The 26,432-nt window shown below is 54.3% G+C and carries 30 protein-coding genes, 1 other RNA gene and 1 riboswitch; of the genes, 15 read left to right on the forward strand and 16 right to left on the reverse strand.

The window, feature by feature from the left end; genetic code table 11:
* Positions 1 to 4: 4 nt before the first annotated feature.
* The 4 genes from KO497_RS18055 to KO497_RS18070 all read right to left on the reverse strand — a co-directional run bounded on the left by KO497_RS18055 (position 5) and on the right by KO497_RS18070 (position 3,388).
* Complete coding sequence (locus KO497_RS18055; protein WP_215945357.1) at positions 5 to 499, reverse strand: CAP domain-containing protein; 495 nt, start codon at positions 497 to 499, stop codon at positions 5 to 7.
* A 43-nt stretch (positions 500 to 542) separates the two neighbouring features.
* Positions 543 to 1,886, reverse strand: a complete 1,344-nt coding sequence (locus KO497_RS18060; RefSeq protein WP_215945358.1) for an 8-oxoguanine deaminase — start codon at positions 1,884 to 1,886, stop codon at positions 543 to 545.
* 55 nt (positions 1,887 to 1,941) lie between these two features.
* Complete coding sequence (locus KO497_RS18065) at positions 1,942 to 2,751, reverse strand: inositol monophosphatase family protein (protein WP_215945359.1); 810 nt, start codon at positions 2,749 to 2,751, stop codon at positions 1,942 to 1,944.
* A 262-nt stretch (positions 2,752 to 3,013) separates the two neighbouring features.
* Positions 3,014 to 3,388, reverse strand: a complete 375-nt coding sequence (locus KO497_RS18070) for a helix-turn-helix domain-containing protein (RefSeq protein ID WP_215945360.1) — start codon at positions 3,386 to 3,388, stop codon at positions 3,014 to 3,016.
* A 339-nt stretch (positions 3,389 to 3,727) separates the two neighbouring features.
* Here KO497_RS18070 and KO497_RS18075 point away from each other — a divergent pair, with 339 nt between their 5' ends.
* The gene (locus KO497_RS18075; RefSeq protein ID WP_215945361.1) at positions 3,728 to 4,702 is read left to right on the forward strand and encodes an NADPH:quinone oxidoreductase family protein; all 975 of its coding nucleotides are present in this window, start codon (positions 3,728 to 3,730) and stop codon (positions 4,700 to 4,702) included.
* A 25-nt stretch (positions 4,703 to 4,727) separates the two neighbouring features.
* On the opposite strand, the gene KO497_RS18080 is transcribed toward KO497_RS18075, so the two are convergent.
* Positions 4,728 to 5,609: a LysR family transcriptional regulator gene (locus tag KO497_RS18080; protein WP_215945362.1), complete on the reverse strand. Its 882-nt coding sequence runs from the start codon at positions 5,607 to 5,609 to the stop codon at positions 4,728 to 4,730.
* Between the two features lie 121 nt (positions 5,610 to 5,730).
* On the opposite strand from KO497_RS18080, the gene KO497_RS18085 reads away from it, so the two are divergent.
* Positions 5,731 to 5,943, forward strand: a complete 213-nt coding sequence (locus KO497_RS18085) for a DUF1127 domain-containing protein (RefSeq protein WP_215945363.1) — start codon at positions 5,731 to 5,733, stop codon at positions 5,941 to 5,943.
* 217 nt (positions 5,944 to 6,160) lie between these two features.
* A complete protein-coding gene (locus KO497_RS18090; protein WP_215945364.1) occupies positions 6,161 to 6,934 on the forward strand; it encodes a Bax inhibitor-1/YccA family protein in 774 nt (257 codons plus the stop codon).
* 84 nt (positions 6,935 to 7,018) lie between these two features.
* On the opposite strand, the gene KO497_RS18095 is transcribed toward KO497_RS18090, so the two are convergent.
* Positions 7,019 to 7,594, reverse strand: coding sequence for a GNAT family N-acetyltransferase (locus KO497_RS18095; RefSeq protein WP_215945365.1), 576 nt, complete (start codon positions 7,592 to 7,594; stop codon positions 7,019 to 7,021).
* Positions 7,595 to 7,725: 131 nt separating this feature from the next.
* Positions 7,726 to 7,893 (reverse strand): 50S ribosomal protein L33, encoded by a 168-nt coding sequence (gene rpmG, locus KO497_RS18100; protein WP_085849169.1) that lies wholly within the window; start codon positions 7,891 to 7,893, stop codon positions 7,726 to 7,728.
* Positions 7,894 to 8,134: 241 nt separating this feature from the next.
* Positions 8,135 to 8,303, forward strand: a riboswitch (FMN riboswitch).
* A gap of 86 nt (positions 8,304 to 8,389) precedes the next feature.
* Here rpmG and KO497_RS18105 point away from each other — a divergent pair.
* Positions 8,390 to 9,310 (forward strand): DMT family transporter, encoded by a 921-nt coding sequence (locus KO497_RS18105; protein WP_215945366.1) that lies wholly within the window; start codon positions 8,390 to 8,392, stop codon positions 9,308 to 9,310.
* 65 nt (positions 9,311 to 9,375) lie between these two features.
* On the opposite strand, the gene KO497_RS18110 is transcribed toward KO497_RS18105, so the two are convergent.
* Positions 9,376 to 10,086, reverse strand: coding sequence for a DUF533 domain-containing protein (locus KO497_RS18110; RefSeq protein WP_215945367.1), 711 nt, complete (start codon positions 10,084 to 10,086; stop codon positions 9,376 to 9,378).
* 191 nt (positions 10,087 to 10,277) lie between these two features.
* Here KO497_RS18110 and KO497_RS18115 point away from each other — a divergent pair, with 191 nt between their 5' ends.
* Positions 10,278 to 11,240 carry a YHYH protein gene (locus tag KO497_RS18115; protein WP_215945368.1) on the forward strand — a complete coding sequence of 321 codons (963 nt, stop codon included), beginning with the start codon at positions 10,278 to 10,280 and terminating at the stop codon, positions 11,238 to 11,240.
* A gap of 73 nt (positions 11,241 to 11,313) precedes the next feature.
* On the opposite strand, the gene rnpB is transcribed toward KO497_RS18115, so the two are convergent.
* From rnpB to KO497_RS18145, 6 genes are all read right to left on the reverse strand, one after another.
* Positions 11,314 to 11,731: RNase P RNA component class A (gene rnpB, locus KO497_RS18120), an RNA gene on the reverse strand.
* Between the two features lie 12 nt (positions 11,732 to 11,743).
* Positions 11,744 to 12,442 (reverse strand): N-acetylmuramoyl-L-alanine amidase, encoded by a 699-nt coding sequence (locus tag KO497_RS18125; protein WP_252729780.1) that lies wholly within the window; start codon positions 12,440 to 12,442, stop codon positions 11,744 to 11,746.
* A gap of 6 nt (positions 12,443 to 12,448) precedes the next feature.
* Positions 12,449 to 13,153, reverse strand: coding sequence for a hypothetical protein (locus tag KO497_RS18130; protein WP_215945369.1), 705 nt, complete (start codon positions 13,151 to 13,153; stop codon positions 12,449 to 12,451).
* A gap of 37 nt (positions 13,154 to 13,190) precedes the next feature.
* Positions 13,191 to 14,672 carry an Asp-tRNA(Asn)/Glu-tRNA(Gln) amidotransferase subunit GatA gene (gatA, locus tag KO497_RS18135; RefSeq protein ID WP_215945370.1) on the reverse strand — a complete coding sequence of 494 codons (1,482 nt, stop codon included), beginning with the start codon at positions 14,670 to 14,672 and terminating at the stop codon, positions 13,191 to 13,193.
* Positions 14,673 to 14,677: 5 nt separating this feature from the next.
* Complete coding sequence (gatC, locus tag KO497_RS18140) at positions 14,678 to 14,965, reverse strand: Asp-tRNA(Asn)/Glu-tRNA(Gln) amidotransferase subunit GatC (protein WP_215945371.1); 288 nt, start codon at positions 14,963 to 14,965, stop codon at positions 14,678 to 14,680.
* A gap of 200 nt (positions 14,966 to 15,165) precedes the next feature.
* The gene (locus KO497_RS18145) at positions 15,166 to 16,014 is read right to left on the reverse strand and encodes a helix-turn-helix domain-containing protein (RefSeq protein WP_215945372.1); all 849 of its coding nucleotides are present in this window, start codon (positions 16,012 to 16,014) and stop codon (positions 15,166 to 15,168) included.
* Positions 16,015 to 16,137: 123 nt separating this feature from the next.
* On the opposite strand from KO497_RS18145, the gene KO497_RS18150 reads away from it, so the two are divergent.
* Positions 16,138 to 16,347, forward strand: coding sequence for a DUF2061 domain-containing protein (locus tag KO497_RS18150; RefSeq protein ID WP_215945373.1), 210 nt, complete (start codon positions 16,138 to 16,140; stop codon positions 16,345 to 16,347).
* Positions 16,348 to 16,395: 48 nt separating this feature from the next.
* On the opposite strand, the gene KO497_RS18155 is transcribed toward KO497_RS18150, so the two are convergent.
* Positions 16,396 to 16,848, reverse strand: coding sequence for a nucleoside deaminase (locus KO497_RS18155; RefSeq protein WP_215945374.1), 453 nt, complete (start codon positions 16,846 to 16,848; stop codon positions 16,396 to 16,398).
* Positions 16,849 to 16,980: 132 nt separating this feature from the next.
* Between KO497_RS18155 and KO497_RS18160 the strand changes: the two genes are divergently transcribed.
* The 9 genes from KO497_RS18160 to dtd all read left to right on the forward strand — a co-directional run bounded on the left by KO497_RS18160 (position 16,981) and on the right by dtd (position 25,744).
* Complete coding sequence (locus KO497_RS18160) at positions 16,981 to 18,327, forward strand: pseudouridine synthase (RefSeq protein ID WP_215945375.1); 1,347 nt, start codon at positions 16,981 to 16,983, stop codon at positions 18,325 to 18,327.
* A gap of 237 nt (positions 18,328 to 18,564) precedes the next feature.
* The gene (locus tag KO497_RS18165; RefSeq protein WP_215945376.1) at positions 18,565 to 19,452 is read left to right on the forward strand and encodes a 5-bromo-4-chloroindolyl phosphate hydrolysis family protein; all 888 of its coding nucleotides are present in this window, start codon (positions 18,565 to 18,567) and stop codon (positions 19,450 to 19,452) included.
* Positions 19,453 to 19,479: 27 nt separating this feature from the next.
* Positions 19,480 to 20,670, forward strand: a complete 1,191-nt coding sequence (locus KO497_RS18170) for a toxic anion resistance protein (RefSeq protein WP_215945377.1) — start codon at positions 19,480 to 19,482, stop codon at positions 20,668 to 20,670.
* Positions 20,671 to 20,672: 2 nt separating this feature from the next.
* A complete protein-coding gene (locus tag KO497_RS18175; RefSeq protein WP_215945378.1) occupies positions 20,673 to 21,647 on the forward strand; it encodes a DUF2927 domain-containing protein in 975 nt (324 codons plus the stop codon).
* Positions 21,648 to 21,665: 18 nt separating this feature from the next.
* Positions 21,666 to 22,769 carry an SPFH domain-containing protein gene (locus KO497_RS18180; RefSeq protein ID WP_215945379.1) on the forward strand — a complete coding sequence of 368 codons (1,104 nt, stop codon included), beginning with the start codon at positions 21,666 to 21,668 and terminating at the stop codon, positions 22,767 to 22,769.
* Positions 22,770 to 22,793: 24 nt separating this feature from the next.
* Positions 22,794 to 23,189, forward strand: a complete 396-nt coding sequence (locus tag KO497_RS18185) for a hypothetical protein (protein ID WP_215945380.1) — start codon at positions 22,794 to 22,796, stop codon at positions 23,187 to 23,189.
* Positions 23,179 to 24,291 (forward strand): TFIIB-type zinc finger domain-containing protein, encoded by a 1,113-nt coding sequence (locus tag KO497_RS18190; protein WP_215945381.1) that lies wholly within the window; start codon positions 23,179 to 23,181, stop codon positions 24,289 to 24,291. Before KO497_RS18185 ends, KO497_RS18190 begins: the two co-directional genes overlap by 11 nt.
* 86 nt (positions 24,292 to 24,377) lie before the next feature.
* The gene (locus tag KO497_RS18195) at positions 24,378 to 25,298 is read left to right on the forward strand and encodes a carbohydrate kinase family protein (RefSeq protein WP_215945382.1); all 921 of its coding nucleotides are present in this window, start codon (positions 24,378 to 24,380) and stop codon (positions 25,296 to 25,298) included.
* Positions 25,299 to 25,300: 2 nt separating this feature from the next.
* Positions 25,301 to 25,744 carry a D-aminoacyl-tRNA deacylase gene (gene dtd, locus KO497_RS18200; protein ID WP_215945383.1) on the forward strand — a complete coding sequence of 148 codons (444 nt, stop codon included), beginning with the start codon at positions 25,301 to 25,303 and terminating at the stop codon, positions 25,742 to 25,744.
* Positions 25,745 to 25,793: 49 nt separating this feature from the next.
* Here the strand turns inward: dtd and KO497_RS18205 are convergent, their stop codons facing one another.
* On the reverse strand, positions 25,794 to 26,432 hold the full coding sequence (locus KO497_RS18205; protein ID WP_215945384.1) for a ChrR family anti-sigma-E factor: 639 nt from the start codon (positions 26,430 to 26,432) through the stop codon (positions 25,794 to 25,796).

A 26,432-nucleotide genomic window follows, 5' to 3' on the forward strand; every position in this document is an offset into this window, starting at 1 on the left:
CTGTCTAGCAGCGGCTGCCAAAGTCGGTGACGTAACGCCCACCTTCGCCAATCCCGATGCCGATCTCGTTAAATCTGCGGTTCAAAATGTTATCACGGTGACCTTTTGAGGCCATCCAGCCCTGCACTGCGGCTTGGATAGATGCATGCCCCATCGAAATATTTTCACCCACGATACAATACTGATATCCGACGTGCCGCGCACGATCAGCTGCCGTGCCACCGTTAGAGCCCGTGTGAGAGAAAATGCCCGTGCGCACCATATCCTCCACATGCGCGCGCGCGGCGCGGGTCAGCAGGCCGTTGTAGACCAAAGGCTGCAAGCCGTAGCTCGCACGCTCAGCATTGACGGCTGCCAATACTTCCCCCTCGGCCGCAACAGCGGTATTCACACCGCCGACCTGCACGGGCACTGGTTGCGCAAACCCCACGCCGGTTTGACTTTGGCAAGCGGTCAAAGACAGTGCTGCGCACAATCCCATGAGTGTTTTTTTCAACATCGATTTGGTTCCTCGTAAATTTATCAACTGCGCCATTGATGCTTTAAGTGTCCATCAGACCACGCACCAATCTGGATTGCTCTTGCAACAGGCGCCCCATATCCATCGTCGTGAGCCAACCGTCTTTTACAATGGACTTACCGTCAACGAACAGATGTTTGACCTGCGTTGGCCCCGCCAGCAACAAAGCGGCCGGATCCCAACTGCCAGAAGATTCGATATCAGACACATCCCAGACAGCAATATCTGCGCGCATTCCCACAGCGATTTGCCCTACATCGTCACGGCCTAAGACCTGGGCACCGCCGCGTGTGGCAATTTCCAGCGCCTCACGGGGGCTCATTTTATCCGCGCCGTTCATCACCCGCTGCAACAGCATGGCTTGGCGCGCCTCGGACACAAGATTGCTGGCGTCATTTGAGGCCGACCCATCAACCCCAAGCCCCACAGGCACACCCGCATCACGCATCGCGCGCACAGGGGCGATGCCCGATCCAAGCCTGCAATTTGAACAAGGGCAATGGGCCACGCCTGTGCCTGTTTTGGCAAATAGCTCTATTTCCGAGACATCCAGTTTGACGCAATGGGCATGCCAAACGTCAGGTCCAACCCATCCCAAATCTTGTGCGTATTGGCCCGGTCGACATCCAAACGCTTTCAGCGAATAGGCGATATCTTCATCGTTTTCCGCCAAATGCGTGTGCATCATCACGCCCTTATCACGCGCCAAAATCGCGGCATTGCGCATCAAATCTTGACTGACGGAAAACGGCGAACAAGGTGCCACACCGACACGGATCATCGCGCCTGGATTTGGATCGTGAAACGCATCAATCACGCGCGAACTGTCGTTTAAGATGTCCTCTTCGCGCTCAACCAAACTGTCAGGGGGCAATCCGCCATCACTTTCGCCGATGCTCATCGCGCCGCGCATTGCGTGCAAGCGCAAGCCCACTTGATTGGCTGCATCTATCGTATCCTCAAGACGCGATCCGTTGGGATAGAGATACAGATGATCGGATGTCAGAGAGCAGCCCGAAAAAGCCAGTTCAGCCAAACCAACCATGGCTGAGACGCGTATGTGATCCGGCGTAAACTTCGCCCAGATCGGATAGAGTTTTTGCAACCAACCAAACAGCAACGCATTTTGCGCCTCAGGCACGGCACGGGTCAGGGTTTGGAACAGATGGTGGTGTGTATTGACCAAGCCCGGCGTGACAACGCAGCCGCGCGCATCGATAATTTGAGCATCATCATCATAGAGCGAGCTACCGACAGCTTCGATCACGCCATCGCGCACCAAGACATCACCGCCTTTAATCTCTCTGCGCGTGTCGTCCATTGTGATAAGAACGTCTGCGCCACGGATGATAAAACATGGATGCATCTACTGCTTTTCACCTCGCCTTTTTTGAACGCCACATACCAACCAATATTTGAGGCTACGCGTCTTTCAACAGATCCAAAGCCTCGGACAACAAGGCCTGAGATCCAGCAGCCACGACACGTCCACCGTTTTTCGCAGACTTTCCTTGCCAGTCCGTTACCACGCCCCCAGCGGCCTCGATCACACCGATCGGCCCCAAAATATCATAGGGTTGCAAACCCGCTTCGATCACAAGATCGATCTGGCCTGCTGCCAAAAGCGCATAGGCATAACAATCCATACCGTACCGTGTCAGTTTGCACTTATTCGCCACGTTTTCAAAGCCCCTGCGGTCTGCCGGCGTGCCAACTTCAGGGAATGTGGTGAAAATTATAGCGTCGCTCAAAGCCACGTCTTTGCGGACTCCGAGCGGTTTTACCCCATGAGGCCCCACAACCTCAGCGACACCGAAGCCACCGAAAAAGCGTTCGCCAATATAGGGCTGATCAATCACACCGAGATGCACGCCTGCCTCACCGCGACAGGCAATCAAAACACCCCAGGTGGGTGTGCCAGAAATAAAGCCCCGCGTCCCGTCAATAGGATCCAAAACCCATGTCAGGCCAGATGTCCCCTCTTTGGGGCCGAACTCTTCGCCATGAATGGCATCATCGGGGCGCATCTCGCTGATAACTTTGCGCATGATCTCTTCGGCGCCGCGATCAGCCACTGTGACAGGATCAAAGCCAGCCGCTAGTTTTGATTCGGTGCCCAAAGATGTGCCGCGGAAATACTGCAACGTCATCGCGCGCGCAGCGTCGGCTGCGGCATGTGCGGTTGCGATGAGGCTTGCTTGTTGCTCTGCGTCAATTTTTAACTGCGTCATACCGAGAACACATCCTTTTGTGTTTTGATCTGCGCGGCGCGGACTGTCTGATACGGTGAAAACCTCAAAGGCCATCACGCGCCAGCCTAGACCTTTGCGGTAAACACTCAGGCGCGATGCGTCAAGACGCAAGACCTAGTACTAGAAATGTGAGACAAAACCTGAACTAAGATATGCAAAGGTCCCGTGCCATAAGTGGCATCGGGACCATTGAAAGACATCGTATTGATCGACAGTTACACTTGGCAAGCTGCCACTTACGTCATGCTACGTCGGATAAAACCCGAGCCAATTCGAACAAACGACGGCGTTGGTTTTCTGGAATAGAATAGTAAGACCGCACCAGTTCAAGCGCTTCTTTGTCTGCAAGGATATCCGCAGGAACTGATCCTGATGCGACGACATCTGTGGTTGCAGTAACATCTACACCTTCAAAGAAAAATGCGACGGGCACACCCAAGGCTTCTGAGATATCCCAAAGACGAGACGCCGAAACACGATTCATGCCAGTTTCATATTTTTGAATCTGCTGAAACTTGATGCCCACCTTTTCGGCAAGCTGTTGTTGCGTCATCCCGACCATCCAACGCCGATGGCGAACGCGCTTTCCTACATGTACATCCACCGGATGTTTCATACTAACCGCTCCTTGCTGAGGTACACAAAATAACCTATGCGTGTGTAACAGAGTTCCTCTGACTCGTGACATTCCTCAACCTGTCTTTTTGGATAGGCCAGAAGAATAAAAACATAACTATATGATAAAAAATAACATTTATCACATTTCCGCTAAAGCTTAATAATTAATATTGTTGCTAAAATCGATTTTTCGACTAAACCTCAGCGCGAACGCCCAAGAACCTTTGCATTTTGCGAATATATTTTGTGAAAAGCAACCTATTGATGCAGTGCACAAATCTTAAAATGCGTCAATTCAACTTGTGCATTTCCTGTGATATTCGGATAGCATTGCGTCATGTCAAAACGCACATCCGCATATCAAGTCGTCGCAATCGACACGCCCCCAAAATTGGTGTCACTTAATGCCCCTCTCCCTCAAAGGCAGGAAGCACTTGTGAAAGTGCGTGCTTGCGGTTTGAATTTTGCTGACCTGTTGATGTGCTCAGGCCAATATCAGGACTCGCCCGAAGTGCCATTTACTTTAGGAATGGAATTCGCGGGCGAGATCATCGCCTTGGGCATCGACGCGCCTAAACATCTCGAGATTGGTTCGCGCGTGTCAGCCTATACAGGACAAGGCGGTCTTGCGGATTTGGCGGTCGCAGCAACGCAGCGCTGCATCCTATTGCCTGACGCCTTATCCTATGACGATGCAGCAGCTTTGCAGATTGCTTACGGCACCTCGCACATGGCTTTGACGTATAAAGCGCGCCTACAGCCGGGCGAACGCCTTGTTGTCACAGGGGCTGCGGGGGGCGTTGGTTTAACAGCTGTCGAACTTGGAAAGTTACTTGGGGCCGAGGTGATTGCCATCGCACGCGGCGATGCCAAACGTGAGGTCGCGCGCGCTGCTGGAGCAGACCATGTGATAGATGCAACTGATCCAGACTTACGCGACAAAATCAAAGCGCTTGGTGGCGCCGATGTTGTCTATGACGCTGTTGGCGGCGATCTGTTCGAGGCCTGCTTTCGCGCAACCAACCCCGATGGGCGCATCCTGTTGATCGGCTTTGCCGGTGGTGATCAGCCAACACTCAAGCCCAATCATATGCTGGTCAAAAACATCACCGTGATCGGGTTTTACTGGGGCGCTTACTTTGACTTTGCGCCCGAAATTGTCACAGCGTCTCTGGGCCAGCTGTTTGACTGGGCGGCAGTGGGCAAAATCACTCCGCATATTTCACACCGTTTGCCTTTGGATCGCGCCGCCGATGGCCTTGCTTTACTGGCCAATCGCCAAGCGGCAGGCAAAGTCATCATCACCCCGTAGCCTCTGTGCCGCTATCACCCAAATTTTACTGAGCCGCCAGACCGCGCGCGGTGAGACGCATATCATAGGAAGCGCGCAGCAAATCCCTGAGCGCGTTAAAGGCTTGGCCTCGCGCCATGTCTGAACTGTATAGATTGACCTGTTTGCTTTGCAGCTCGGGCAAGGCCCCGCCATGTTGAACGGTCTCTGATTGTGGTGGAGTCGAGCCAACCAGCATAGCATGGACGGCCAAATCAGCGGAAACAGAGGCCTCAATCGTGCGCGACTGATCGCTTTCGATCGCCATTTGCCACGGAATACCCGCATCATCCAACGCCTTTTGCACGCCCTTGCGGAACAAACACTTGTGTTCGAACGCCAGTCGCAAAGGCCGTTGACGCCAAGCAACGCCATTGATCGCTCCGACCCAAACCAGTGGCAATTCGACCAAAGTCTCGCCCCCTGTGTCCAAAGTGTCTTCGGTGGTTAAAATCAAATCCGCCTCGCCTTTGGCCAACATCTCTTTCAATTTCAGCGTGAAAGACGACACCAGATGCACCCGCATCCGTGGGTAGGCATGATTGAATTGCTGCAACACCTGTGGAATCGAGGGGTAAACAATATCATGCGGCACCCCCAAAGTGATTTCGCCTTCAAACTCTTGCGCTGTCAGACGCCCGAACACTTCGTCGTTCAAATCCAGCATCCGGCGCGCATAGGACAACAGCTGTTCGCCGTTGGCGGTCAAAGCAATGGTGCGCGCCGTACGATCAAGCAGCTTAAGATCAAGACTTTCCTCAAGGCGTTTAAGTTGCATCGACACGGCAGACTGCGTGAGATTTAAAAATCCTGCCGCACGCGTGACACCGCCGCAATCGGCCACAGCCACAAAAGACCGCAGAGCCGTCAGATCCAAATTTCGCGCCATATCAATCTCCGTGATGCATCAATCAACAATCATTCATTTTACTTATCATAGCAAATCGGCGAAACACATCAACATGAATGATACGTAGATAGTGAAACATCACAAATAGGAAAGTAAAGCCATGCTAACATTGACGCTTCAGCGCGCATCTCGCGCCCGCCCCGCCAAATCCCTGTTGTCCCGCGTGATCCAAGCGCGCGCAGTGGCACGTCAACGCAAAGCATTGGCAGATCTTGATGATAGCATCCTGTCAGACATCGGCATCACACGCGCGCAAGCCGAATACGAATCTGAACGTCCAGCTTGGGATGTTCCGCAACACTGGATGAAATAAACCACATTACATCTCACCAATATCGCCTGATTGGAATCATTGTCCCCGAACCATCAGCGATCCAGACCGCGCCTCGCACAAAGGCGTGGTCTTTTTACGATTAATACGCTTGAAAATCGCGCTTAAGTCTTGAAAAGCACCGACAGCACGCCAATATTGATTTGGAAACCAAGCAGTCGGCTTGGAGTAACGTTTTAAATCTCACAGGAGACAGTTAATGGCTGACTACAGAACGATTGATGCAGGCATTGGCGCCCGCTCATCCGCCCAAATCGATGCGGGGCTTCGCACCCACATGAACAAAGTTTACGGCACAATGTCTGTGGGTCTTTTGATCACGGCCTTGGCCGCTTGGGCCATTGCAAATTTGGCTGTAACATCGACACCGACGGAACTCATGTTCCGCGAAGGTCAGTATCTGACCGGCCTTGGCCAAGCACTTTACACATCCCCCCTTAAATGGGTCGTAATGCTTGCCCCTCTCGGAATGGTCTTTGCCTTTGGTGCAGCCGTGAACCGCTTGTCTGCCGCTGGCGCGCAAACGTTCTTTTACGCTTTCGCAGCCTTGATGGGCGTTTCCATCAGCTCGATCTTCTTGGTCTACACCGGCATGTCCATCACGCAGACCTTTCTTGTGACATCCATTTCCTTCGCAGGTCTGTCTATCTTTGGTTACACAACCAAAAAAGACCTGTCCGGCATGGGCACATTCTTGATGATGGGCTTGATCGGTTTGATCGTGGCCTCCATCGTCAATATTTTCTTGGGCTCAGGCGTTTTGAGCTTTGCGATTTCGGTCATCGGCGTTTTGATCTTTGCGGGCCTCACTGCTTTTGACACGCAAAAAATCAAAAACGACTATATTGCACATGCGCATGCGATGGACTCAACATGGCTTGCAAAATCAGCGATCATGGGCGCGTTGAACCTCTACCTCGACTTTATCAACATGTTCATGTTCTTGCTGAACCTTCTGGGCAATCGCAACTAAGGTTCGATGCAATAGATTTGATATAGGCCGGTCTTATGACCGGCCTTTTTTGTGCCTACTCGGCAGTGATTGCCCCGCAGCATATCAATTTAATGCGCGGCGCATTTGAATGGCGGGCAAGTAGAGGCCAGGTTCGAGCGTCAATTCCACCTCGCCTGTCGCATCGAACCCTTTGGCTTTGTAAAAATCTTCGGCCGCCAATGTGGACAGGCAAAACATACTTTCCACACCCTGCGTGCGAGCATGTGCCAATGCGTGATCGACAATCAAAGAACCAACGCCAGACCTGATCACATGCGGCAAGACCGCTACACGGCGCATATGTCCGTTGGTTGCCGGGCCTACGCCGCCAAATGGGGTGGCTTGCGACCAGCCCCCTGCCCCCAAAAGCGCACCACCGGCATCAGCCACAAAATAGCTGCCGCCAGACAGTAAACTTGGCGCGGTGCGCATCAAACGCGGCAGAGCACGTGATAGAATGTCATCATGATAAACGGGCCGCATCAACGCGCCATAACTGGCCGCGATCAAGCCATCGATAGCCAAGGCATCAGCAGGCGTGGCTGTGCGCACGACAAAAGGAGGTAGAACATTTCTCGGTTTTGTAGATAGGCTAAGACTATCGTTTTCGCTCAAAGGGCGTTCTTGTAATAAACACATATCGGGGTCTCCTGTGTCACGCTTGTGCGTCGTGATTTGGGGGAGGTCCGCGAGAGCAATCTTAAATAAAGAAAAACCGCGCGAACCTTGGTGGTTTGCGCGGCTTTTGCATTTTGTCGTTCAAATCAGGCTTACTTGATTTTGCCTTCTTTGTACTCAACATGCTTGCGCACAACCGGGTCGTACTTTTTCATGACCATCTTTTCGGTCATGGTACGTGCGTTTTTCTTGGTCACATAAAAGTGGCCCGTGTCTGCTGTCGAGTTCAGACGGATTTTGATTGTGGTTGGCTTAGCCATTTTTATGTCTCCAGTCTTACGTACAACGGGTCAGTCGGGCACTTGCGCGTGACACCCCGTGGAATCCTTGAAGCCTGCCTTTTAAAGTGTTGCGCCCTCGAGTCAATGGGGTCGCAACAAAAAAACAAGCGTGGCCGGTATGGCCAAACAAACATTGCACATCGTGGAGGCCCCACAGCGCACAATGCATTGCTCTTGGCGTCTCTATGACATAGATTCTCAGGCGCGACCATAGGGGTCGCAACGTTCTCAGGGCGGGGTGCAATTCCCCACCGGCGGTAAGGTCAATTCTGGTCGATCAGAGCAGATCAAGCCCGCGAGCGCCAAGGCTGGTTTTGCCAAGTCTTGGGTCAGCAGATCCGGTGTGATTCCGGAGCCGACGGTCATAGTCCGGATGAAAGAGAGCGGGAAACAGGTGTAAAGTGCCTTTAATACGGGCGCTATACGCCCAGTTGTCCTGTTTGCCTTGAGTTATGCGCAAATGAAAGGACATCGCATGACTCGCCAAATACACAAAGCAACAGCCTTCCAAAAGGCACGCCTTACCCCTGCGCAATTGGGGGCCGCTTTGATGGTTCTCGCCGGCATTATATTCGCCGTGATCAATCTTTTGGGCCAATTTGGCACGATGGTTCAGGGAATCGCTCCGACCCGTTTGGCCTTTTGGCAATATTTTATCGCTTTCTTGTTTTCCGTGCCTTGGGTCGTCCGACATGGCATCAAAGCCATGCGCACTGGCGCTTTCACACTGCATTTTTTGCGAGTCGCGTCCTCGGCTATCCGAGTGCAGCTTTGGATCACAGGGCTCGCCCATGTGCCGATTTGGCAGGCTATCGCTTTGATCATGTTATCCCCGTTTTTCGTCACCCTTGGCGCTGGAGTATTCTTGGGGGAAAAAAACACAGCCGAACGCTGGGGGGCGGTTACCACTGGCTTCATCGGCGGCATGATTATTTTGGCACCTTGGGCCGAAGATTTTTCACCCTATGCACTGTATCCCGTGGGCGCGGCAGTATTTTGGGCGCTGACATCTTTGTTGACCAAATACATGAGCACGACGGAAAGTCCGGAAAGCCTCACAGTGTACCTTTTGCTGCTTCTCACACCCGTCAATTTGGCGCTGGCCTTGAATGGCGATGCAGGCATAAGCAACCTCGCACTTGGATTTGATCTTGCGGGGCTTGTGATACTGGTGGCGGGGCTTTTGACCGCCCTCGCCCAATACGCAATCGCCAAGGCGTATAGTGTCGCGGATGCGGCCTATTTACAGCCCTTTGATCATCTCAAACTGCCACTCAACGTGGGCTTTGGCATTTTGGCTTTTGGCTTTGTGCCCCCAGGGTCGATGTGGCTGGGGTCTTTATTGATCGTCGGGGCATCGGCCTATTTGTTGCGCCAAGAATCGCGACGCGCATAAACTGCAAACGAAAGGGCGAGCCTGTGTACAGGACCGCCCTTTTTTGACGTTTCAATATCCGTAACTTACAGCGCAGGTTTACCCATCGACTGGTGAATCTCGGTTTGCTTGGCTGCGTCTATTTGCAAGGCGGCGGCCAAAGCGTTCAAGAATGTTTTTTCCGCATCCGTATCGACAGAAATCGCCATCAAAGCGGCAGAATAGACTTTGCTTTTGGTGTCCTCGGTCGCGTCCTTGGCCAAGGCCACGGGATCAACTGGGGCGTCCAATTCACCTTGCACGAAATCGATCTCGTCTTTCGAGGCGTCTGTCAGGTGATCCAAAATCTTGGTCCGCTCTTCTGCATCGATTTCGCCATCTGATTTGGCAGCCATGATCATCGCACGGATCATTAGCTTGGCATGCTCTTCCGCAGCATCCCCCATCGGCGTGCCTTGCGTCACAGCCCCAAACATATCAGACAAACCGCCAGCACCGGCGGCAGCCGCACCGCCCATGGCCGCAAACAGCGATCCAAGGCCCGCTTCTGTCGCCTCAGAGGCATCAGCCGCCTGACCGCCAAAAGTGCTCATCATTTTGCGAATGGCCTCTGCACCACCAGGGACACCGAATTTTTCGGCCATCTGGCCCGCTTGATCTGCCAAGCCGCCCTCATCGCCGGCCTTGCGCAGCGCGTCACGCACGCCGTCCATCCCGCCCATTTCCTTGACCTTGGTGACGCCCTTAGCGGCCGCGAATCCGACGGCCAAAGTGGCCAATGTTTTAACAAAGCTCATGGGGCTTCCTTTATGAATATTTCGCCATTGAGTTAAATATGGGGGCGAATGGGCAAAACTCCAAGTATTCTGACGCCTAAGGGGGAACGATTGTCAGATTGGCCCCCTAAATTTTTGCGACGGAAATTTAGGGGCCGCACGTATAAGCTGATACAAACGCATGCAGCTTAGCCCCCTCGATTGGAAAAACGATGCCTCACCTTTTGAAAACATCCCTGATCACCACAATCGCCCTTTGCGCCGCATCGGCTGCATCGGCCCATGAGGATCACTGTGACACAGTCGCAACCTCTGTGGCAGAGGCGGGATTTGGGGACAGCGTCACGGTTACCTGCGATGATACTCATGCATTCATTTCGTCAGATACCTATCCTGATCATGATGTAATGACGGGGATCGTGGGCACCAATGAACAGGTGCCGGTCCCCGCAGAATACGCCGCCCCGATCATTCTATTTACGACCATGGGCAGCACACCAATCACGCGCGACGCTGCGCTGGGGGTCGCGGTCAATGGCGTGCCGATCTACGATTACACAGCAGGCGGTGAAATGTCACAAGCCGACCTGGCACATCACCAAGCCCAGCACGACACCCTGCAAACCCAACAACTTGACGTCTGCGGCGGTCACGCAGGACGCGGCGATGATTATCACTATCACGCCAAACCGACCTGCATGATTGATCAGATGGCGAATGCTGGCGACGACGCCATCATCGGCTGGGCTTTTGACGGCTTTCCGATTTATGGCGACAACAACCCAGATGGCACACAAGTCGCTGAGGGCGATCTTGATATTTGTAACGGGCAAAGCGATGACACCTTTGGCTATCGCTATCACACGTCTGCTGAAGCGCCTTATATTGTGCAATGTTTGATGGGTGAAGTGCCTGACATCGACGCCCTGCCACGAGTCCGCCCGCTTGAAGTGTCAACCGGTGGCGGTGTAGAGGCAGGCCGCCCCCCGCAAGGCGGCGTCGACGATCTTGTGTTCACGCAAGATGAAAATGGCGCACGCAGCATGGATTACACATACAAAGGCGAAGACTATTACATCCGCTACACGCCATCAGACAAAGACGGATGCTATAATTTCACCACAAAAACCGTCACCAACAATGGCGAAGTGCAATCCAGCGAACTTTGCCGCTGATACGATGGCCCGCATCGACCCCACTGAGGCTTTCCATATAAAAGGAAGGCCTTGGTCTGGTCCTGTTTGAAAATTGCACGGATGGCCTATAAGCCGGATTTTGTCTGGGGTTGCCCCCTCGATGACCATTCCTCTAGGCGCAGTGTTACCAATACGCTCAAGCTGCCAACCCGGGTCTCTCGGGCTTGAACCTCCCTATGATCACTCTGCGCGAACGCAGTGCCTCACACGAAACCCCTATTTGGCATTGCTCCCAGTGGGGCTTGCCGTGCCGCTTGCGTTGCCGCGCGCGCGGTGAGCTCTTACCTCACCGTTTCACCCTTACCCCAGCTAACGCTTGCGCGCGTGTAGGGCGGTCTGTTCTCTGTGGCGCTATCCCTAGGGTTGCCCCCGCCGGGCGTTACCCGGCACTGTTGTTCAATGGAGTCCGGACTTTCCTCGCGTCCCAGTAGACTTACGTCCCCAGAACCCGCGGTCACCCAGCCATCCGTGCGCTTTGGGACTTAGGCTGTGCGCGCCGCGCGGTCAACGGGAAAGCGCATCGCAAGATCATGCGCCAAGGCCATATCCGCGCCATCAAGAGGACCGGAATGACGCGGGCGAAATCGATCGCGAAAGGCGGACAGGCACGCCTCTGCGGATGTTTCTGGTGAATATCCAAACGCAACGAGGTCAGCGAGAAACGCATCCTTATCGACTTTACGAGGCGCAGATATTTCAGGCCAAACGCTCAGGCCCTGCACAGCCAAGCGCCGCCAATCAAATCTTGGGCCTGGATCGATTTTACGCTTAGGCGCCATATCAGAATGACCGATGATGCGCTCGGGCGTGATGGAGTGGCGGGAAATGATGTCATGTAGCAGTGCCTCAAGCGCATCCATTTGCGCCGCGGCAAAAGGTACGGACCCGCAATTGGCCAATTCAATTCCAATAGAGCGCGAATTGATATCCGTCACATCGCCCCATCGCCCCGCACCCGCGTGCCATGCGCGATTGGTCTCATCAACCATATGCACAATACGCCCGTCGACATCGATTAAATAATGCGCAGAGACTTCAAATTCAGGATCGCACAAACGCGCAATAGCCGCGTCCGCCGTGGCCATCGCCGTATAATGGATGACGATCATATCAGGCACCGCCCCGCCCTTGCGTTCGCCAAAATTGGGCGAGGCTTGGCTATGGCAGGACAGTGCAGTCATGCGAGCTCAATTACGGCCAGCGGCCAAGCGAAAGGGTCTTGGATCCCATGAACAGGCAAAACCATCGCCATCAGGATCGAGACCTTTGACATTGCGCTCAGGTCCGCCACCGGCCAAAAACGCATCCTGCGCCAGATCAGGCGACGGGTATTTGGCACAATTGCGCAAGGCGCGTGCCTCGGCGCCCAGTGTCAAACGCGAATAGAGTGGCTGGCCAACCGAGTTGGTCGTTGACAGCGCAAATTGAACCAAAGACGTGCCTGTACCTGAGGGGCGACTTGGGATCGATGTAGGCGCAACCGTTTGATATATTTCGCGATTTGCTGCCACACGCGCCGCATCTTCTGCGATTGATCGTTCAGAGGCCACAGCGTCAAAGTCATTTTCCGCTGATATGCCTGCGTCATTTTCAACACCAGCAGAAATCGGCGCAGATGCAAATTGACCTGTCGGATCAGCCGGCACACCCACTGAAGACTGGCTTTGCCCAATGGCCGCCAAAGCTTCGTCAGAAATGTCTGATGCCGCAACAGAGGAGGTCGCCACAGAAGCCGAGGAGCGCCCTTCGCCATTGGCAATCAATTCAGCCTCGCGGCGGGCTTGATATTCAGAATAGGTTCCAAACCCCACGCCAGCACCACTGTCGGGCACGGCAGGATCACAAGCGGCTAAAACGGCCAAAGACATCACAGCAAAAGCGGCACGACGCATCACGCATCTCCCGAAAAAATGAACGTTGTTAGCAGAGTTACCACCATTTGGTCGGCTTGGAAACAAAGCCCGCAGACTGTTCAAGACTATGAGCAATATTCAGCAGATCGCCTTCTTCCCATGGACGCCCGATCAGCTGCAATCCCAGCGGCAATCCTGTAGACGACAGACCGGTCGGCACAGATACCCCCGGCAAGCCCGCCAAGTTGAGCGTCACGGTGAACACATCGTTAAGATACATCTCTACAGGATCGGCTTTAGACACTTCGCCAATACCGAATGCTGCGGAAGGCGTGGTTGGCGCCAAAATCGCGTCAACGCCAGCTGCAAACACCTGTTCGAAATCGCGTTTGATCAAGGTGCGGACTTTGCGAGCGCGGTTGTAATAAGCGTCGTAGAAACCAGCCGACAAGACATAGGTGCCAACCATGATACGGCGCTGCACTTCGCGACCAAAGCCTTCGGCGCGGGTTTTCTCGTACATATCATCGATGCCATCACCTTCGCCGATTTTCGCGCGGTGACCGTAACGCACACCATCATAGCGCGCCAAATTTGACGAGGCTTCCGCAGGCGCAATCACGTAATAAGCTGGCAGCGCGTATTTGGTGTGCGGCAAGGACACATCAACGATCTCGGCGCCCGCATCTTTCAGCATCGCAGCGCCATCATCCCAAAGCTTCGCAATTTCAGCGGACATGCCATCGAGACGGTATTCTTTAGGAATACCAATCTTTTTGCCCTTGATGTCGCCCGTGATCAGCGCTTCAAAGTCAGGCACGGCCAGTTCCATGGACGTGGAATCTTTCGCATCGTGGCCTGCCATGGCTTCCAGCATGATCGCCGCGTCCCGCACGGTTTTGGTCATCGGACCCGCTTGATCCAATGAGGACGCGTAAGCAATGACACCCCAACGCGAACACCGCCCATAGGTTGGCTTGATGCCGACAGTGCCGGTAAACGCAGCAGGCTGGCGAATAGACCCGCCAGTGTCCGTGCCGGTGGCCGCCAAACACAAATCAGCCGCCACAGCAGCCGCAGAGCCGCCAGATGACCCACCCGGTGTCAAATCACGGTCATCGATTTTCCATGGGTTTATCGCAGGGCCGTAAACCGAATTTTCAGTCGACGAGCCCATGGCAAACTCGTCCATGTTCAACTTGCCCAGCATCACAGCACCGGCGTCAAACAATTTGGATGTGATCGTGCTTTCATATTCGGGCCTGAACCCGTCCAAGATATGCGAGGCCGCCTGTGTGGGCTGACCTTTGGTTGCAAACACGTCCTTCACGCCAATCGGCAAACCGCACATGTTTGGCGCATCGCCAGCAGCGATACGAACGTCCGCCGCTTTGGCCTGTTCGCGCGCTTGTTCGGATGTGTCATGCACAAAGGCGTTGAGTTTGCCAGCAGCCGCAATCGATGTCAGGCAGGCTTCGGTCAGATCAGATGAGGTAAAATCGCCCTTGCGCAAACCATCGCGCGCAGCGGCCAATGTCAGTGTGTTCAGATCAGTCATAGCGCTCACTCCACCACTTTGGGCACAGCGAAAAAGCCTTCGCGTGCGTCTGGTGCGTTTTTCAAAATTTTCGCTTGTTGATCGCCATCGGTGATCACGTCGGTCCGGCGTTTGAGGCGTTGCGGAGTCACAGAGGTCATCGGTTCGATACCTTCTACGTCCACTTCGGACAGTTGCTCGATGAAGCCCAAAACGGCGTTGAATTCTTGGGCCAACTCAGGGAGGGCATCTTCCTCAACCCGAATGCGTGCAAGCGATGCAACGCGGCGTGCGGTATCAATGTCGATCGACATAGGGCAACTCCGTTATCTCAACAGCGCTTTAAGGGCGCTCAATTCAATCTATTTGCATTGGCTTTATCGCGCCGCGCGCCCCGCTTCAAGCATATGGCGCGACAAAGTTTGGCTCTGGTCTGATTAGATAGGGCTTGATGTGACGCAATGCAGCATCACGCGGTTGTTGTTTGTGCAATTCCAGCGGCTAGCCCTGCCCGTCAGCTTTGCGCCTCAATCAAGCCGCGAATATGCGCGGAAACACCTCGTGCGTCTACGACGGCCTCTCTGACAAGCCAATCGAAATGACTAGACAAAGATTTAACACGCTCGACTTCGCGAAAAGCCAGATAAAATTGCCCCACATATATAACGGCCAGATTTGGACCGAAAACGGTGACAGGGGAGCTAAAAACCCGATGCGCGTCAAATAAAAATATGCGCAACCTCGGGAACAATTCGTCACATTGATCCGCAATAAAGTTCAACTGGGCATGGCGCAGGTCTTTTCCGACACCCTCATAATAGGCTGTTCCAGCGGCGCAGGCTTCGATCTCGTGAATTGGTAGCGCAATTTCATAGTCAGACACACCAGAGGACACCCATTCCATTTGATCTTGCAGGGCGTCGTAAGCCTGTGGCAACTGGCGCGCGCGCACTGACGCATATTCCCATTCCAACATCTGTTTGGTTTTCAACATATCGGGCAAAGTTGCTGGAACGTGTCGCACTTTATAGCCCGCAGATTCGTGATGCCATTCAAGAAGTTGCGCATCCGCAGACGACCGTTCAGCTGGACTAAGCGATAAGGCTGCCGCCACAATATTACCTGGAGTTTCTGGCCTGTTCGTGAGCCCAAGCAGCCAGTCCGTGCTAACGCCCAAAACATTTGCAGCCTCAGCGGCCAATTGTGCATTCGGCAGGCGCGGTTGATCGACATTTAACAACTGGCCAATCGTAGACCGATCCACCTGCGTTGCGCGCGAGAGCGCGCTCTTTGTAACGCCCTTGAGCGCCATCGCGTCTGATAGGCGTTCTCGAAATAAGGTTGCGCGCTTACGTTTGTCCATTAAGATCAACTTTGTAGGATTAAATCTGCAAAGTTTAGTTTAGGCAGCTAATTCCCCTAATGTCCATAGCGCGATTTTCACGATAGCCCAATACCAACACAACACTTTACGCAAAGGGCCCCCATGGACAGCAAGATCAGACTCATCGCCAAATCTATCACGTGGCAACTGGCTGGACTTTTCACCATGACGCTCATTGGCTTTGCGTTCACGGGGTCAGTTACAGCAGGCGGCGGCATTGCTATTTCTGGCGCAGTCGTGGGCTTCATCTGCTATTTTGCGCATGAAATTGCCTGGTCGAAAATTACTTGGGGCAGACGCAGGCGCGAATAGGCACCACAAACGCCAAGACCACACAACGACAGCACATAAAACGACGGCTCAGCGGCGCCGACTTGCAAAGAAATCTTTAAGTAAGTCTTCGGAATCTTGAGCAGAAATGCCATCATAAACCTCAGGCGCATGATGGCATTGCGCATGAGAAAAAACGCGCGGGCCTTGGGCCACGCCACCTGACTTTTCATCTGCGGCACCGTAATACAAACGCGCAATCCGCGCATTTGAAATCGCCGCCGCACACATCGGGCAAGGTTCAAGCGTCACGTATAAATCATATCCCGACAGGCGTTCTTGTCCCAAAGCGGTGCAAGCTGCGCGGATCGCGACCACTTCGGCATGAGCCGTCGGATCATTCCATTCACGGGTCCGATTGCCCCCCTGCGCGACGACATCACCCGTGGGCGACACAATAACGGCCCCCACAGGCACTTCACCACGGGCCGCTGCCGCATGCGCCTCGCGCAACGCTATATCCATGTAAGATCTAAAGCTCATGATCTGTATCTGCCCCCAAAATCGGGCTAAGACAAGCAAATGCGCGCCCAAACCCGCTCAATCTAGGCTCAATGCAGGCCCAATGCACAGCTCCCCCTTCCCAACTGCGCAAACCCCAGCTATGGCAGGCGTATGACACGAGATTCCGATAAAAAAACCGCCCGAGGCGCAAAATCTGGCGCACCCTCCTTTGTTTCCAAAAGCAAAGGCTCCCGCAGCCATGGTGACACGGAAGGCAAATCGTACAAAAAGCCCCCCGCGAATCCCTATGCCAAGAAAGGCGCGCCCAAAACCGCGCCCGCCAAAGGCCCCGAAGCTGGCGCAGATGGCACACGCCCCGGTGATCGGATCGCCAAAGTTCTCGCCCGCGCGGGCGTCGCCTCGCGCCGCGATTGCGAAGTGATCATCGAAGAGGGCCGCGTGACCGTGAATGGCCGCAAGGTTGTCTCACCGGCGCTGAACGTATTGCCCGGTGATCGCATCACCGTGGACGGGCAACACATCGGCGAAGCGGAACCGCCCCGTTTGTGGCTCTACCACAAACCGCTGGGCCTCGTGACCACAGAAAAAGACGAACTTGGCCGCGCCACGGTTTTTGAAAACCTGCCAGCAGGCCTGCCGCGGGTTCTGTCCGTTGGTCGCCTCGATTTAAATTCTGAGGGGCTTTTGCTGCTCACGAACGATGGCGAATTGAAACGCAAACTTGAGCTGCCAGACACAGGATGGCTGCGCAAATACCGCGTGCGCGTCAAAGGGTCTCCCTCCGAGGCTTTGCTGGATCAACTGCGCAAAGGCGTGACGATTGATGGCGAAGATTTCCAACCTATGGAAGTGGTCTTCGACCGTCAACAAGGCGCAAACGCTTGGCTGACTGTCGGCATCCGCGAAGGGCGCAACCGCGAGGTGCGCCGCGCGATGGAACATATCGGCGTCATCGTGAACCGCTTGATGCGCATCTCATACGGCCCCTTCCGTTTAGGCACCATTCGCCCTGGCCAAGCCGAAGAAGTTAAGGCCCGCGTGTTGCGTGATCAGCTGGGCGTTGATCCTTTCGCGTCAGATATCGAACATCCGTCTGAACCACGTCGTCAAGTCAGCCGTGGCGGCAAACCTGCAGGTCCGCGCAAAGAAAGCTTTGGCCGTACAGATACCCGTGATCGCGATGATCGTGGTCCCAAGGGAACAGGGTTCAAATCACGTGGCGACAAAGATGATCGCGGCCCCAAAGGCAGTGGATTTAAACCGCGTGGCGAGCGTGATGATCGCGGACCAAAGGGCGGCGGCTACAAAGGCAAATCTGTTGATCGTGACGGCAAGCCTGATTTCAAATCTGCTGGCTACAAATCGCGCGGAGGCCCGGACGGCGGTCGCGCCAAAGGGTTCAAATCTCACGGCGACAAACCCACAGGTGGCCGCGATGGCAAACCGTCCGGCGGATCACGCGGCGGCGGCTTTGGCGGCGGCAAAAAACGCAGCTGAACAGCCTTAGCTATGAGCAAGGGGGAGCAACTTATGCAGCTTCCCCGCGCTTAACCCTTTCATGAACCGCATTTGTTTCCTATATCTTATGGCAAGACCCGAACGGGCAAAGGGGCATAAGCCCGCAATAGGATGGAGTGAAAGCGACATGAGCGCCAATGGGGCCCAAAAACTTGCGTATTATCTGTTGGTTGCATTGACCTTTTACGCCACTTTGGGCGCATAGGGCACCTGAGCATGGCGAAAAAATACGGTTCAAAATATTCACCTGACAACACCAATGACGCGCACAGATCGATGGACGCCCCAAAAGCACGTCCTTTTGATGGCAAAAAGCCATCCCGTGTGGGCGCGCGCTCAAACATCTTGTTTTATGCTGCCCTGCCCTTGGCATGGAAAGCTTTTGGCGCTGAACCCGTTGTCATGGCGCAATACATTGTCGCTTTGGGATTGTTGTTGGGGGCCGCTTGGCTGACCCGCGAAGGCCTGAAAGCGCAAGAAGCCTATGAAGCACGCAAAGTCGCTCGCCGCCCTGCGTTTCCACGCAAAATTTTCGGATCTGCGTTGACAGGCCTTGGTCTTGGCCTTGTTGGTATCGCGGGTTGGGGCCCACTTGAAGCTGCCATTTTCGCGGTTCTCGGCACGGCTTTACACAGTTTTGCCTTTGGTATTGACCCTTTGAAACACAAAGGCATGGAAGGCATCGACACCTTTCAACAAGATCGCGTGGCCAAAGCTGTCACCGAGGCCGAACGCCATTTGGCGTCGATGCGTGACTCCCTAGAGCGCACGGGCGATCGCGAGGCGCAAACCCGCCTAGATCAATTCGCCAAAACCGCCCGCGCCATGTTTCGCACCGTCGAAGAAGATCCGCGCGATTTGACGGCAGCGCGCAAATATTTGAGCGTCTATTTGCAAGGTGCGCGTGACGCGACCACAAAATTTGCCGACATCTGGGGCCGCAGCCGTAACATGGAAGCGCGCGCATCATATCTTGCGCTTTTAGACGATCTTGAAAGCAATTTCACAGCACGCAACAAAGCGTTACTTTTAGACAATAAGGTCGATCTTGACATCGAGATCGACGTACTTCGCGACCGATTGGCTCGCGAAGGTATCAAGTAAATCAAACAGTTATCTCTGGGGGACGTCATGTCAGATACCACTCGCCAAAAAGCCGAAGCCACGTTGAAAGACGTCGAAGCCGTCACAGCCGTTGTCCTGCCTGAACCCGCGGGCGATCTTGTCGTCTTGGAAGCTGCAGAACCTGCACAGGCTGACGCGATCCGCAGCGCCATGACTGAAATCGATATGAGCGATACAAATTCCATCGTGCGTTTCGGCTCTGGCGCGCAAGCCGAATTGCAAGAGATTTCCCAAGCCATGCTCGCAGATGTGCGGAACAAAGACGTCGGGCCTGCGGGCGACAGTCTACGATCCATCGTAACCACCATTCGCGGCTTTTCCATCTCTGAACTCGATGTGCGCCGTGATCGGTCTTGGTGGGAAAAACTTCTGGGACGCGCAGCCCCTATGGCGAAATTCGTTGCCCGTTTCGAGACTGTCCAAGGCCAGATTGACGACATCACAGACAATCTTTTGTCGCATGAGCACACGCTTTTGAAAGACATCAAATCCTTGGATGTTTTGTACGATCGTACACTGACATTCTACGACGAATTGGGCATCTACATTGCCGCTGGCGAAGAAAAGCTCAAAGAACTTGATGGCGTGACCATTCCCGCGAAAGAAGCAGACGTGGCAGCTGCGGCGGAAAACGATCAAGTCATGGTCGCGCAAGAACTGCGCGATCTACGTGCCGCGCGCGATGATCTGGAACGCCGCGTACATGACCTAAAACTGACGCGCCAAGTCACCATGCAGTCCTTGCCGTCCATCCGTTTGGTACAAGAAAACGACAAATCCTTGGTCACAAAAATCAATTCAACCTTGGTCAACACAGTGCCCTTGTGGGAAACCCAATTGGCCCAAGCCGTGACCATTCAACGCTCCTCAGAGGCGGCACATGCGGTGCGCGAAGCCAATGATTTGACCAACGAATTGCTGACATCCAACGCCAAGAACCTGCGCCAAGCCAACAAAGTGGTGCGCGAAGAAATGGAACGTGGCGTGTTTGACATCGAGGCCGTAAAAACCGCCAATGCTGAATTGATCGCAACCATCCAAGAAAGTCTGCAGATCGCCGACGATGGCAAAACCAAACGTGCGGCTGCAGAAGCTGACCTGAAGCAAATGGAAGCAGAACTGCGCGACACATTAGCCTCGGCAAAAGCCAAACGCACAGGCTCCGGCGACAACGCTGGCACAGCTGTTCCGAGCTAAGGGTGTCACAAGGCGGCACATATAAAACTCGACGCGCTGCGGGGCTTGTTGTCCTCGCAGCCGCTGCCGTGCTGTCCGGCTGCGTCCAACCCGCAGCTGTGTCGCCGATCCCTCAATCACGCCCCGCCACTGTGCCCACAGCAGTTGAGGCCGAAGCGACGCCTCAAGGGCCCTCAGCGCAAAGTAACGCTATGCGTGACTATTACGCGAAAGTGCAAAGCAACCTGCTGCTCAATGATTTGCTGCGCACAGATGGCGGCGGCAGTGATACGCCGTTCACAACCCACCAGCTGGCCAATAATTTCGACGCCATTGCGCTGAATGACGAATATACCAGTGTGGGCGGCACTTATGTGGCCCGCACCACGCCGTCGTCACTGCATAAATGGGCTGGTCCTGTGCGCATTGGTCTGGAATTTGGCGCCAGTATTCCCGATGCACAACGCGCCACAGACCGCGCGACAGTTGAGGCTTTGACAGGGCGTCTTGCACGGGCAACGAACCATTCGATTTCGATGTCAGCACGCCCCAACTTCCATGTTTTGGTGTTGAACGAAGACGAACGCCAAGTGATCGGCCCCCGCCTTGAACAACTTATCCCCGGCATCGGCCAAGCTGCCATTAATTCCATCGAAAACATGCCGCGGTCCAACTATTGTTTGGTGGTGGCGTCCGACCCTTCAGACAATGGTGTTTATCAAACGGCCGTGGCGATCATTCGCGGCGAACACCCTGATTTGATGCGAAAGTCATGTTTTCACGAAGAAATTGCGCAGGGGCTTGGCCTTGCCAATGACACGCCGCGTGCCCGTCCGTCAATTTTCAACGACGACGAAGAATTCGCGTTGCTGACGGGGCATGATGAATTGCTGCTGCGTATTTTGTATGATCCGCGCCTTTACCCCGGTATGCAGCCCGAAATCGCCCGTCCTATTTCTGCGCAAATCGCCAACGAGCTGATGCGCGACGCCACTTAACCACCACAGGAGCCTCCCATGGGAATTTTCGATTTTCTATCTGGTGAATTTATTGATGTCATCCACTGGACCGATGACACCCGCGATACAATGGTGTGGCGTTTTGAACGTGAAGCGCATGAAATAAAATACGGCGCGAAACTGACCGTACGCGAAGGTCAAGCAGCTGTTTTCGTGCATGAAGGTCAATTGGCGGATGTATTTACGCCCGGTCTCTACATGCTTGAGACCAACAACATGCCGATTTTGACGACTTTGAACCATTGGGATCACGGCTTTAAATCGCCGTTCAAATCTGAAATTTATTACGTCAACACCACACGGTTCTCAGATCTCAAATGGGGCACAAAGAATCCGATCATGTGTCGCGACCCAGAGTTTGGCCCGGTGCGCATTCGTGCCTACGGCACCTATACGGTCAAGGTCTCAGACCCTGCGCTGTTTTTGACGGAAATCGTTGGCACAGACGGCGAATTCACCATGGACGAAATCTCGTTCCAAATCCGCAATATCATCGTGCAAGCGTTTTCACGCATCGTCGCCTCAAGCGGTATTCCTGTACTGGATATGGCCGCGAACACTGATGGTCTTGGCAAACTGGTGGCCACTGAAATTTCCAAAGTCGTCGCCGACTATGGCCTTGTTATTCCTGAATATTACATCGAGAACATCAGCTTGCCTGAAGCGGTTGAAGCAGCCCTTGATAAACGCACCTCGATGGGGATAGTCGGCAATCTGGACAACTACATGAAATTCAACGCAGCCGAAGGCATGGGCGCGGAGAACTCTGCCATGGCGGCCTCGATGGGCGCAGGTATCGGCGCGGGTCTTGGCATGGGCATGGCGCAACAAGCAGCAGGCCCTTGGGGCGCACGCCCAACAGCCGCCGTCCAAGCGCCACCACCGCCCCCCGTAGAACATGTGTGGCATATCGCTGTGAATGGCGAAACCAAGGGCCCGTTTTCAAAAGCGGAAATGGGCCAGATGGCGGCAAAAGGCACACTCACCCGTGCCTCTTATGTCTGGACCCAAGGCCAAGATGGCTGGCTGGAAGCCGATGATGTGGTCGAGCTGTCACAGCTGTTTTCCGTGGCCCCGCCCCCACCACCACCCGGAGCCTAAAGCGGCGATTGGACTGACCTGACCATGCCTCCTAAAGCCATGCCACCAAAAGTGATCCGCAAAGCCGAAGGCCGCGCCCGCAAAGACGCCCGCGCCGAAGACATCGCGCTGGCGTTGATGGGCGTTGGCCCATTGCCCGTTGACATGATCGCAGATGATGCGACTTGGGAACGAGGACAAGACGCCCCAGCCGCTGGCCGTACGGCCATCGCAAAAGTGTTTGACGCCCTGACCGCTCCTGACACCATCACCGTCGATCAAGTTGTCACCCATGGCAAAGCGGCATCGGTTTCTGGTCGGCTGACACGCGGCGCGCAAGAACGTATCTTTTGCCACGTGATCCGGCACACAACTGAGGCAGCCACGCAAATCGCGCAGATCGTCAGCTTTGAACACGCAGAGGGTCGTCATGACCGATAACGACGGATTGCCAGCCCAAGACGTTTTACAAGATCACCGTTTTCCCTGCACCACTTGCGGGGCGGACATGCGGTTTTCGCCCGACACGGGCACACTGGCCTGTGATCATTGCGGGGCAACTGAAGCTTTGGACATCGGCGGGGCAACAGGCCCCTATGAGTTGGATTTCAGTCGCGCCATCAAAGACCTATTGCCGCAACAAGATATGGAAAACACCCGTGTCTCTGAATGTCCGAATTGTGGCGCACAGGTCGAGTTCAGCGCCGAGATCCATGCCACGGAATGTCCGTTTTGTGCCACGCCAGTGGTGGCAGACACAGGGCTACATCGCCAAATCAAACCGCGTGGATTGTTGCCCTTTGCGCTGACTGAGGCGACAGCACGTGAGGCGATGAATGATTGGCTTGGCGGATTGTGGTTTGCCCCGAACGGGTTGCAAGACTACGCCCGAAAAGGGCGCAAACTGTCTGGTATTTACGTCCCCTATTGGACCTTTGATGCCGATACCAAATCACAATATTCCGGTATGCGCGGGGACGATTATTATGTCACCAAAACCGTTATGCGTGATGGCAAACGTAAACAAGTGCGCGAGCGGCGCACCAAATGGCGCAACAAATCGGGGCGTGTCGCACGATTTTTTGATGACGTTTTGGTACTGGCCTCTACCTCTTTACCAAAAAAATATACCGAAGGGTTAGAACCTTGGGATTTGCAAGCAATGGAACCCTATGTTCCTGACTACATTGCTGGGTTTCGCGCCGAAAGTTACTCTGTTGATTTGGAAGACGGCTATCGGTCTGCGCGCAGTTATATGGACCGCGTGATTTTGCGCGACGTTAAATTTGACATCGGCGGTGATCGTCAGCAAGTGGCCAGTGTCAACACGCAAGTTTCAAACGTGACATTCAAACATGTGCTGCTGCCTGTTTGGATGGCCGCCTATAAATACCGCGGGAAAACCTATCGCTTTGTCGTCAACGGACGGTCTGGTCGGGTACAAGGCGAACGCCCGTGGTCGGCTTGGAAAATCGCCTTTGCTGTTATTTTAGGCGCAATCGTTGCAGCCGCCATCGGTTTTATCGCGTCACAATATCAATGATTTTGAATGCGTTTTTGATCAGATAACGCTTGCCCTGATAGCGCTAACGAATTTAAAACGACTGCAACCTTATAAGGAATTGCCCCATGATCCTCTGCGCTGGTGAAGCTCTGATCGATATGTTGCCCCGTACCTCCACCTTGAATGAGGATGCCTATGCCCCCCATGCGGGCGGCGCTGTGTTCAACACGGCGATTGCTTTGGGGCGTCTTGGCGCGAAACCCGCGTTTTTCCATGGCTTGTCGAATGATTTCTTTGGCGAATTGCTCAAATCCAAACTGGCTGAGAGCGGCGTGGACGCATCATTGGCAGTGACCGCGGATCGGCCTTGCACCGTGGCCTTTGTAAAATTGGTCGATGGCCATGCGACCTATGCGTTTTATGATGAAAACACAGCGGGCCGCATGCTGACACCAACTGATTTGCCGGACATTCCCGACACTGTGGACGCGCTGTTTTTTGGCGGCATTTCCTTGCCGGTTGAGCCTTGCGGCGAGGCCTACGAGGCCCTCTGTGCCCGCGAAGCAGCCACCCGCGTGATCATGATGGACCCGAACATTCGCCCATCGTTTATCAAGAATGAAGCACGGTATCGCGCACGTATGGACCACATGTTAAGCCTGTGTGATATCGTGAAAGTGTCCGACGAAGACCTTTTGTGGATCATGGGTGACGGCGATATTGAGCAGCATATTCAAACGCTTTTAACCAAAGGCCCGAAACTGGTGTGCTTGACCGAAGGTTCTGAAGGTGTGCGCGGCTTTACCAAAAACGGTGTCGTGCACGTTACTGCAACCAAGGTCGAGGTGGCCGATACGGTGGGTGCGGGCGATACGTTCAACGCGGGTCTTTTGGCCTCATTGCAACAAAGCGGCAAGCTGACCAAAACAGGCGTGGCCGATCTGGATGACGAGACCATCCGCGCAGCCTTGGAGATGGGATCAAAAGCGGCAGCGATCACGGTGTCACGCGCAGGCGCAAATCCTCCTTGGACCCATGAGATGTAATCATGCGGGTTCTGGTTCAACGGGTACTTGAGGCCAGCGTTAAGGTTGATGGCAAAACCGTCGGTGAATGCGCGCAGGGGCTATTGGTCTTTGTCTGCGCGATGCGTGGCGATACCAAAGCCGAGGCGCAGAAACTGGCAACCAAGCTGTCCAAGCTGCGGATTTTCCAAGACGACACGGGAAAAATGAACCTATCGCTGCGCGACATCAATGGGTCCGCTTTGGTCGTGAGCCAATTCACTTTGGCTGCCAATACCAAAGGCAACCGCCCCGGTTTTTCCAACGCGGCTGATCCACAAACTGGCAAGATGCTCTATAATGCTTTCACGGGGTTTCTGGCCGATACAGGCGTTCCAGTTCAAACCGGTGAGTTTGGCGCAGACATGAAGGTGAGCCTGATCAATGATGGTCCTGTGACCATCTGGATGGATACAGACGACACATAGAAAAGGCCCCCAACGGGGCCTTTAAACTTATTAAACAAGACCTTAACGCTTAAATACGGAACAAGGGCTGTAAAAGGCGCGGCACAAAGGCGCTGAACTTCAACGGCGCATCCGTCGCGGCCAGGCAGATGCATGGCATGCCCTCTTCGGCAACTGGCGTATGCTCTAACGTGTCGTCAGCCACTTCCAAATCACCACGCGCGAAGCGACCCGTTTCGTCCTTGAAGGCGCCTTGCAGCACTAAAGTCAGCTCAAGCCCGCCATGAGTATGGTCTGGCACAGCAAAGCCCGGAGCGATGTGTAAAAGGCGTACGGACCCCTCTTTGCCCGCATTCAAAATGCACTGTTTGGCCCCAGGTCCAAGCGAGCGCCATTTTGGTGCTTTGCTGCCCAGTGCTTCCAACACAGGTGTTGGAAATGTGTCATCGCCACGCGGGCGCTCAGGCTCGGGCGGGATATCATCATCCAGTCCCGCCATCACGCGGTTGCGCAGATCACTTGTGATGGAAATGGGATCGAAAGCATCCAATAACACACCGCCAACGGCCTCATGAGCCGCCAAATTGGCACGGCATTCTTCACAAATCGACACATGTGCGGCCACAACCAAAGCAAAAGGTTGCGCCAAAGTGCCGGAGACATAAGAGGCCAAAAGCGCCTCAGGGATATGGTGAGCAATGTCAGTCAT

Source organism: Pacificibacter marinus, assembly GCF_018860665.1.
Lineage (GTDB): Bacteria > Pseudomonadota > Alphaproteobacteria > Rhodobacterales > Rhodobacteraceae > Celeribacter > Celeribacter marinus_A.

Excerpts from the sequence above, each read along its gene's own strand:
- KO497_RS18105 (WP_215945366.1), top strand. The coding sequence starts at position 8,390 with ATGACTCGCCAAATACACAAAGCAACAGCCTTCCAAAAGGCACGCCTT.
- KO497_RS18180 (WP_215945379.1), top strand. The coding sequence starts at position 21,666 with ATGGGAATTTTCGATTTTCTATCTGGTGAATTTATTGATGTCATCCAC.
- KO497_RS18155 (WP_215945374.1), bottom strand. The coding sequence starts at position 16,848 with ATGAGCTTTAGATCTTACATGGATATAGCGTTGCGCGAGGCGCATGCG.
- dtd (WP_215945383.1), top strand. The coding sequence starts at position 25,301 with ATGCGGGTTCTGGTTCAACGGGTACTTGAGGCCAGCGTTAAGGTTGAT.
- KO497_RS18195 (WP_215945382.1), top strand. The coding sequence starts at position 24,378 with ATGATCCTCTGCGCTGGTGAAGCTCTGATCGATATGTTGCCCCGTACC.
- KO497_RS18185 (WP_215945380.1), top strand. The coding sequence starts at position 22,794 with ATGCCTCCTAAAGCCATGCCACCAAAAGTGATCCGCAAAGCCGAAGGC.
- rpmG (WP_085849169.1), bottom strand. The coding sequence starts at position 7,893 with ATGGCTAAGCCAACCACAATCAAAATCCGTCTGAACTCGACAGCAGAC.
- gatC (WP_215945371.1), bottom strand. The coding sequence starts at position 14,965 with ATGTCGATCGACATTGATACCGCACGCCGCGTTGCATCGCTTGCACGC.
- KO497_RS18095 (WP_215945365.1), bottom strand. The coding sequence starts at position 7,594 with ATGTGTTTATTACAAGAACGCCCTTTGAGCGAAAACGATAGTCTTAGC.
- KO497_RS18085 (WP_215945363.1), top strand. The coding sequence starts at position 5,731 with ATGCTAACATTGACGCTTCAGCGCGCATCTCGCGCCCGCCCCGCCAAA.
- KO497_RS18060 (WP_215945358.1), bottom strand. The coding sequence starts at position 1,886 with ATGCATCCATGTTTTATCATCCGTGGCGCAGACGTTCTTATCACAATG.
- KO497_RS18145 (WP_215945372.1), bottom strand. The coding sequence starts at position 16,014 with ATGGACAAACGTAAGCGCGCAACCTTATTTCGAGAACGCCTATCAGAC.
- KO497_RS18070 (WP_215945360.1), bottom strand. The coding sequence starts at position 3,388 with ATGAAACATCCGGTGGATGTACATGTAGGAAAGCGCGTTCGCCATCGG.
- gatA (WP_215945370.1), bottom strand. The coding sequence starts at position 14,672 with ATGACTGATCTGAACACACTGACATTGGCCGCTGCGCGCGATGGTTTG.
- KO497_RS18075 (WP_215945361.1), top strand. The coding sequence starts at position 3,728 with ATGTCAAAACGCACATCCGCATATCAAGTCGTCGCAATCGACACGCCC.
- KO497_RS18150 (WP_215945373.1), top strand. The coding sequence starts at position 16,138 with ATGGACAGCAAGATCAGACTCATCGCCAAATCTATCACGTGGCAACTG.
- KO497_RS18125 (WP_252729780.1), bottom strand. The coding sequence starts at position 12,442 with ATGACTGCACTGTCCTGCCATAGCCAAGCCTCGCCCAATTTTGGCGAA.
- KO497_RS18165 (WP_215945376.1), top strand. The coding sequence starts at position 18,565 with ATGGCGAAAAAATACGGTTCAAAATATTCACCTGACAACACCAATGAC.
- KO497_RS18160 (WP_215945375.1), top strand. The coding sequence starts at position 16,981 with ATGACACGAGATTCCGATAAAAAAACCGCCCGAGGCGCAAAATCTGGC.
- KO497_RS18205 (WP_215945384.1), bottom strand. The coding sequence starts at position 26,432 with ATGACTGACATTGCTCACCATATCCCTGAGGCGCTTTTGGCCTCTTAT.
- KO497_RS18065 (WP_215945359.1), bottom strand. The coding sequence starts at position 2,751 with ATGACGCAGTTAAAAATTGACGCAGAGCAACAAGCAAGCCTCATCGCA.
- KO497_RS18170 (WP_215945377.1), top strand. The coding sequence starts at position 19,480 with ATGTCAGATACCACTCGCCAAAAAGCCGAAGCCACGTTGAAAGACGTC.
- KO497_RS18080 (WP_215945362.1), bottom strand. The coding sequence starts at position 5,609 with ATGGCGCGAAATTTGGATCTGACGGCTCTGCGGTCTTTTGTGGCTGTG.
- KO497_RS18190 (WP_215945381.1), top strand. The coding sequence starts at position 23,179 with ATGACCGATAACGACGGATTGCCAGCCCAAGACGTTTTACAAGATCAC.
- KO497_RS18090 (WP_215945364.1), top strand. The coding sequence starts at position 6,161 with ATGGCTGACTACAGAACGATTGATGCAGGCATTGGCGCCCGCTCATCC.
- KO497_RS18110 (WP_215945367.1), bottom strand. The coding sequence starts at position 10,086 with ATGAGCTTTGTTAAAACATTGGCCACTTTGGCCGTCGGATTCGCGGCC.
- KO497_RS18130 (WP_215945369.1), bottom strand. The coding sequence starts at position 13,153 with ATGCGTCGTGCCGCTTTTGCTGTGATGTCTTTGGCCGTTTTAGCCGCT.
- KO497_RS18115 (WP_215945368.1), top strand. The coding sequence starts at position 10,278 with ATGCCTCACCTTTTGAAAACATCCCTGATCACCACAATCGCCCTTTGC.
- KO497_RS18055 (WP_215945357.1), bottom strand. The coding sequence starts at position 499 with ATGTTGAAAAAAACACTCATGGGATTGTGCGCAGCACTGTCTTTGACC.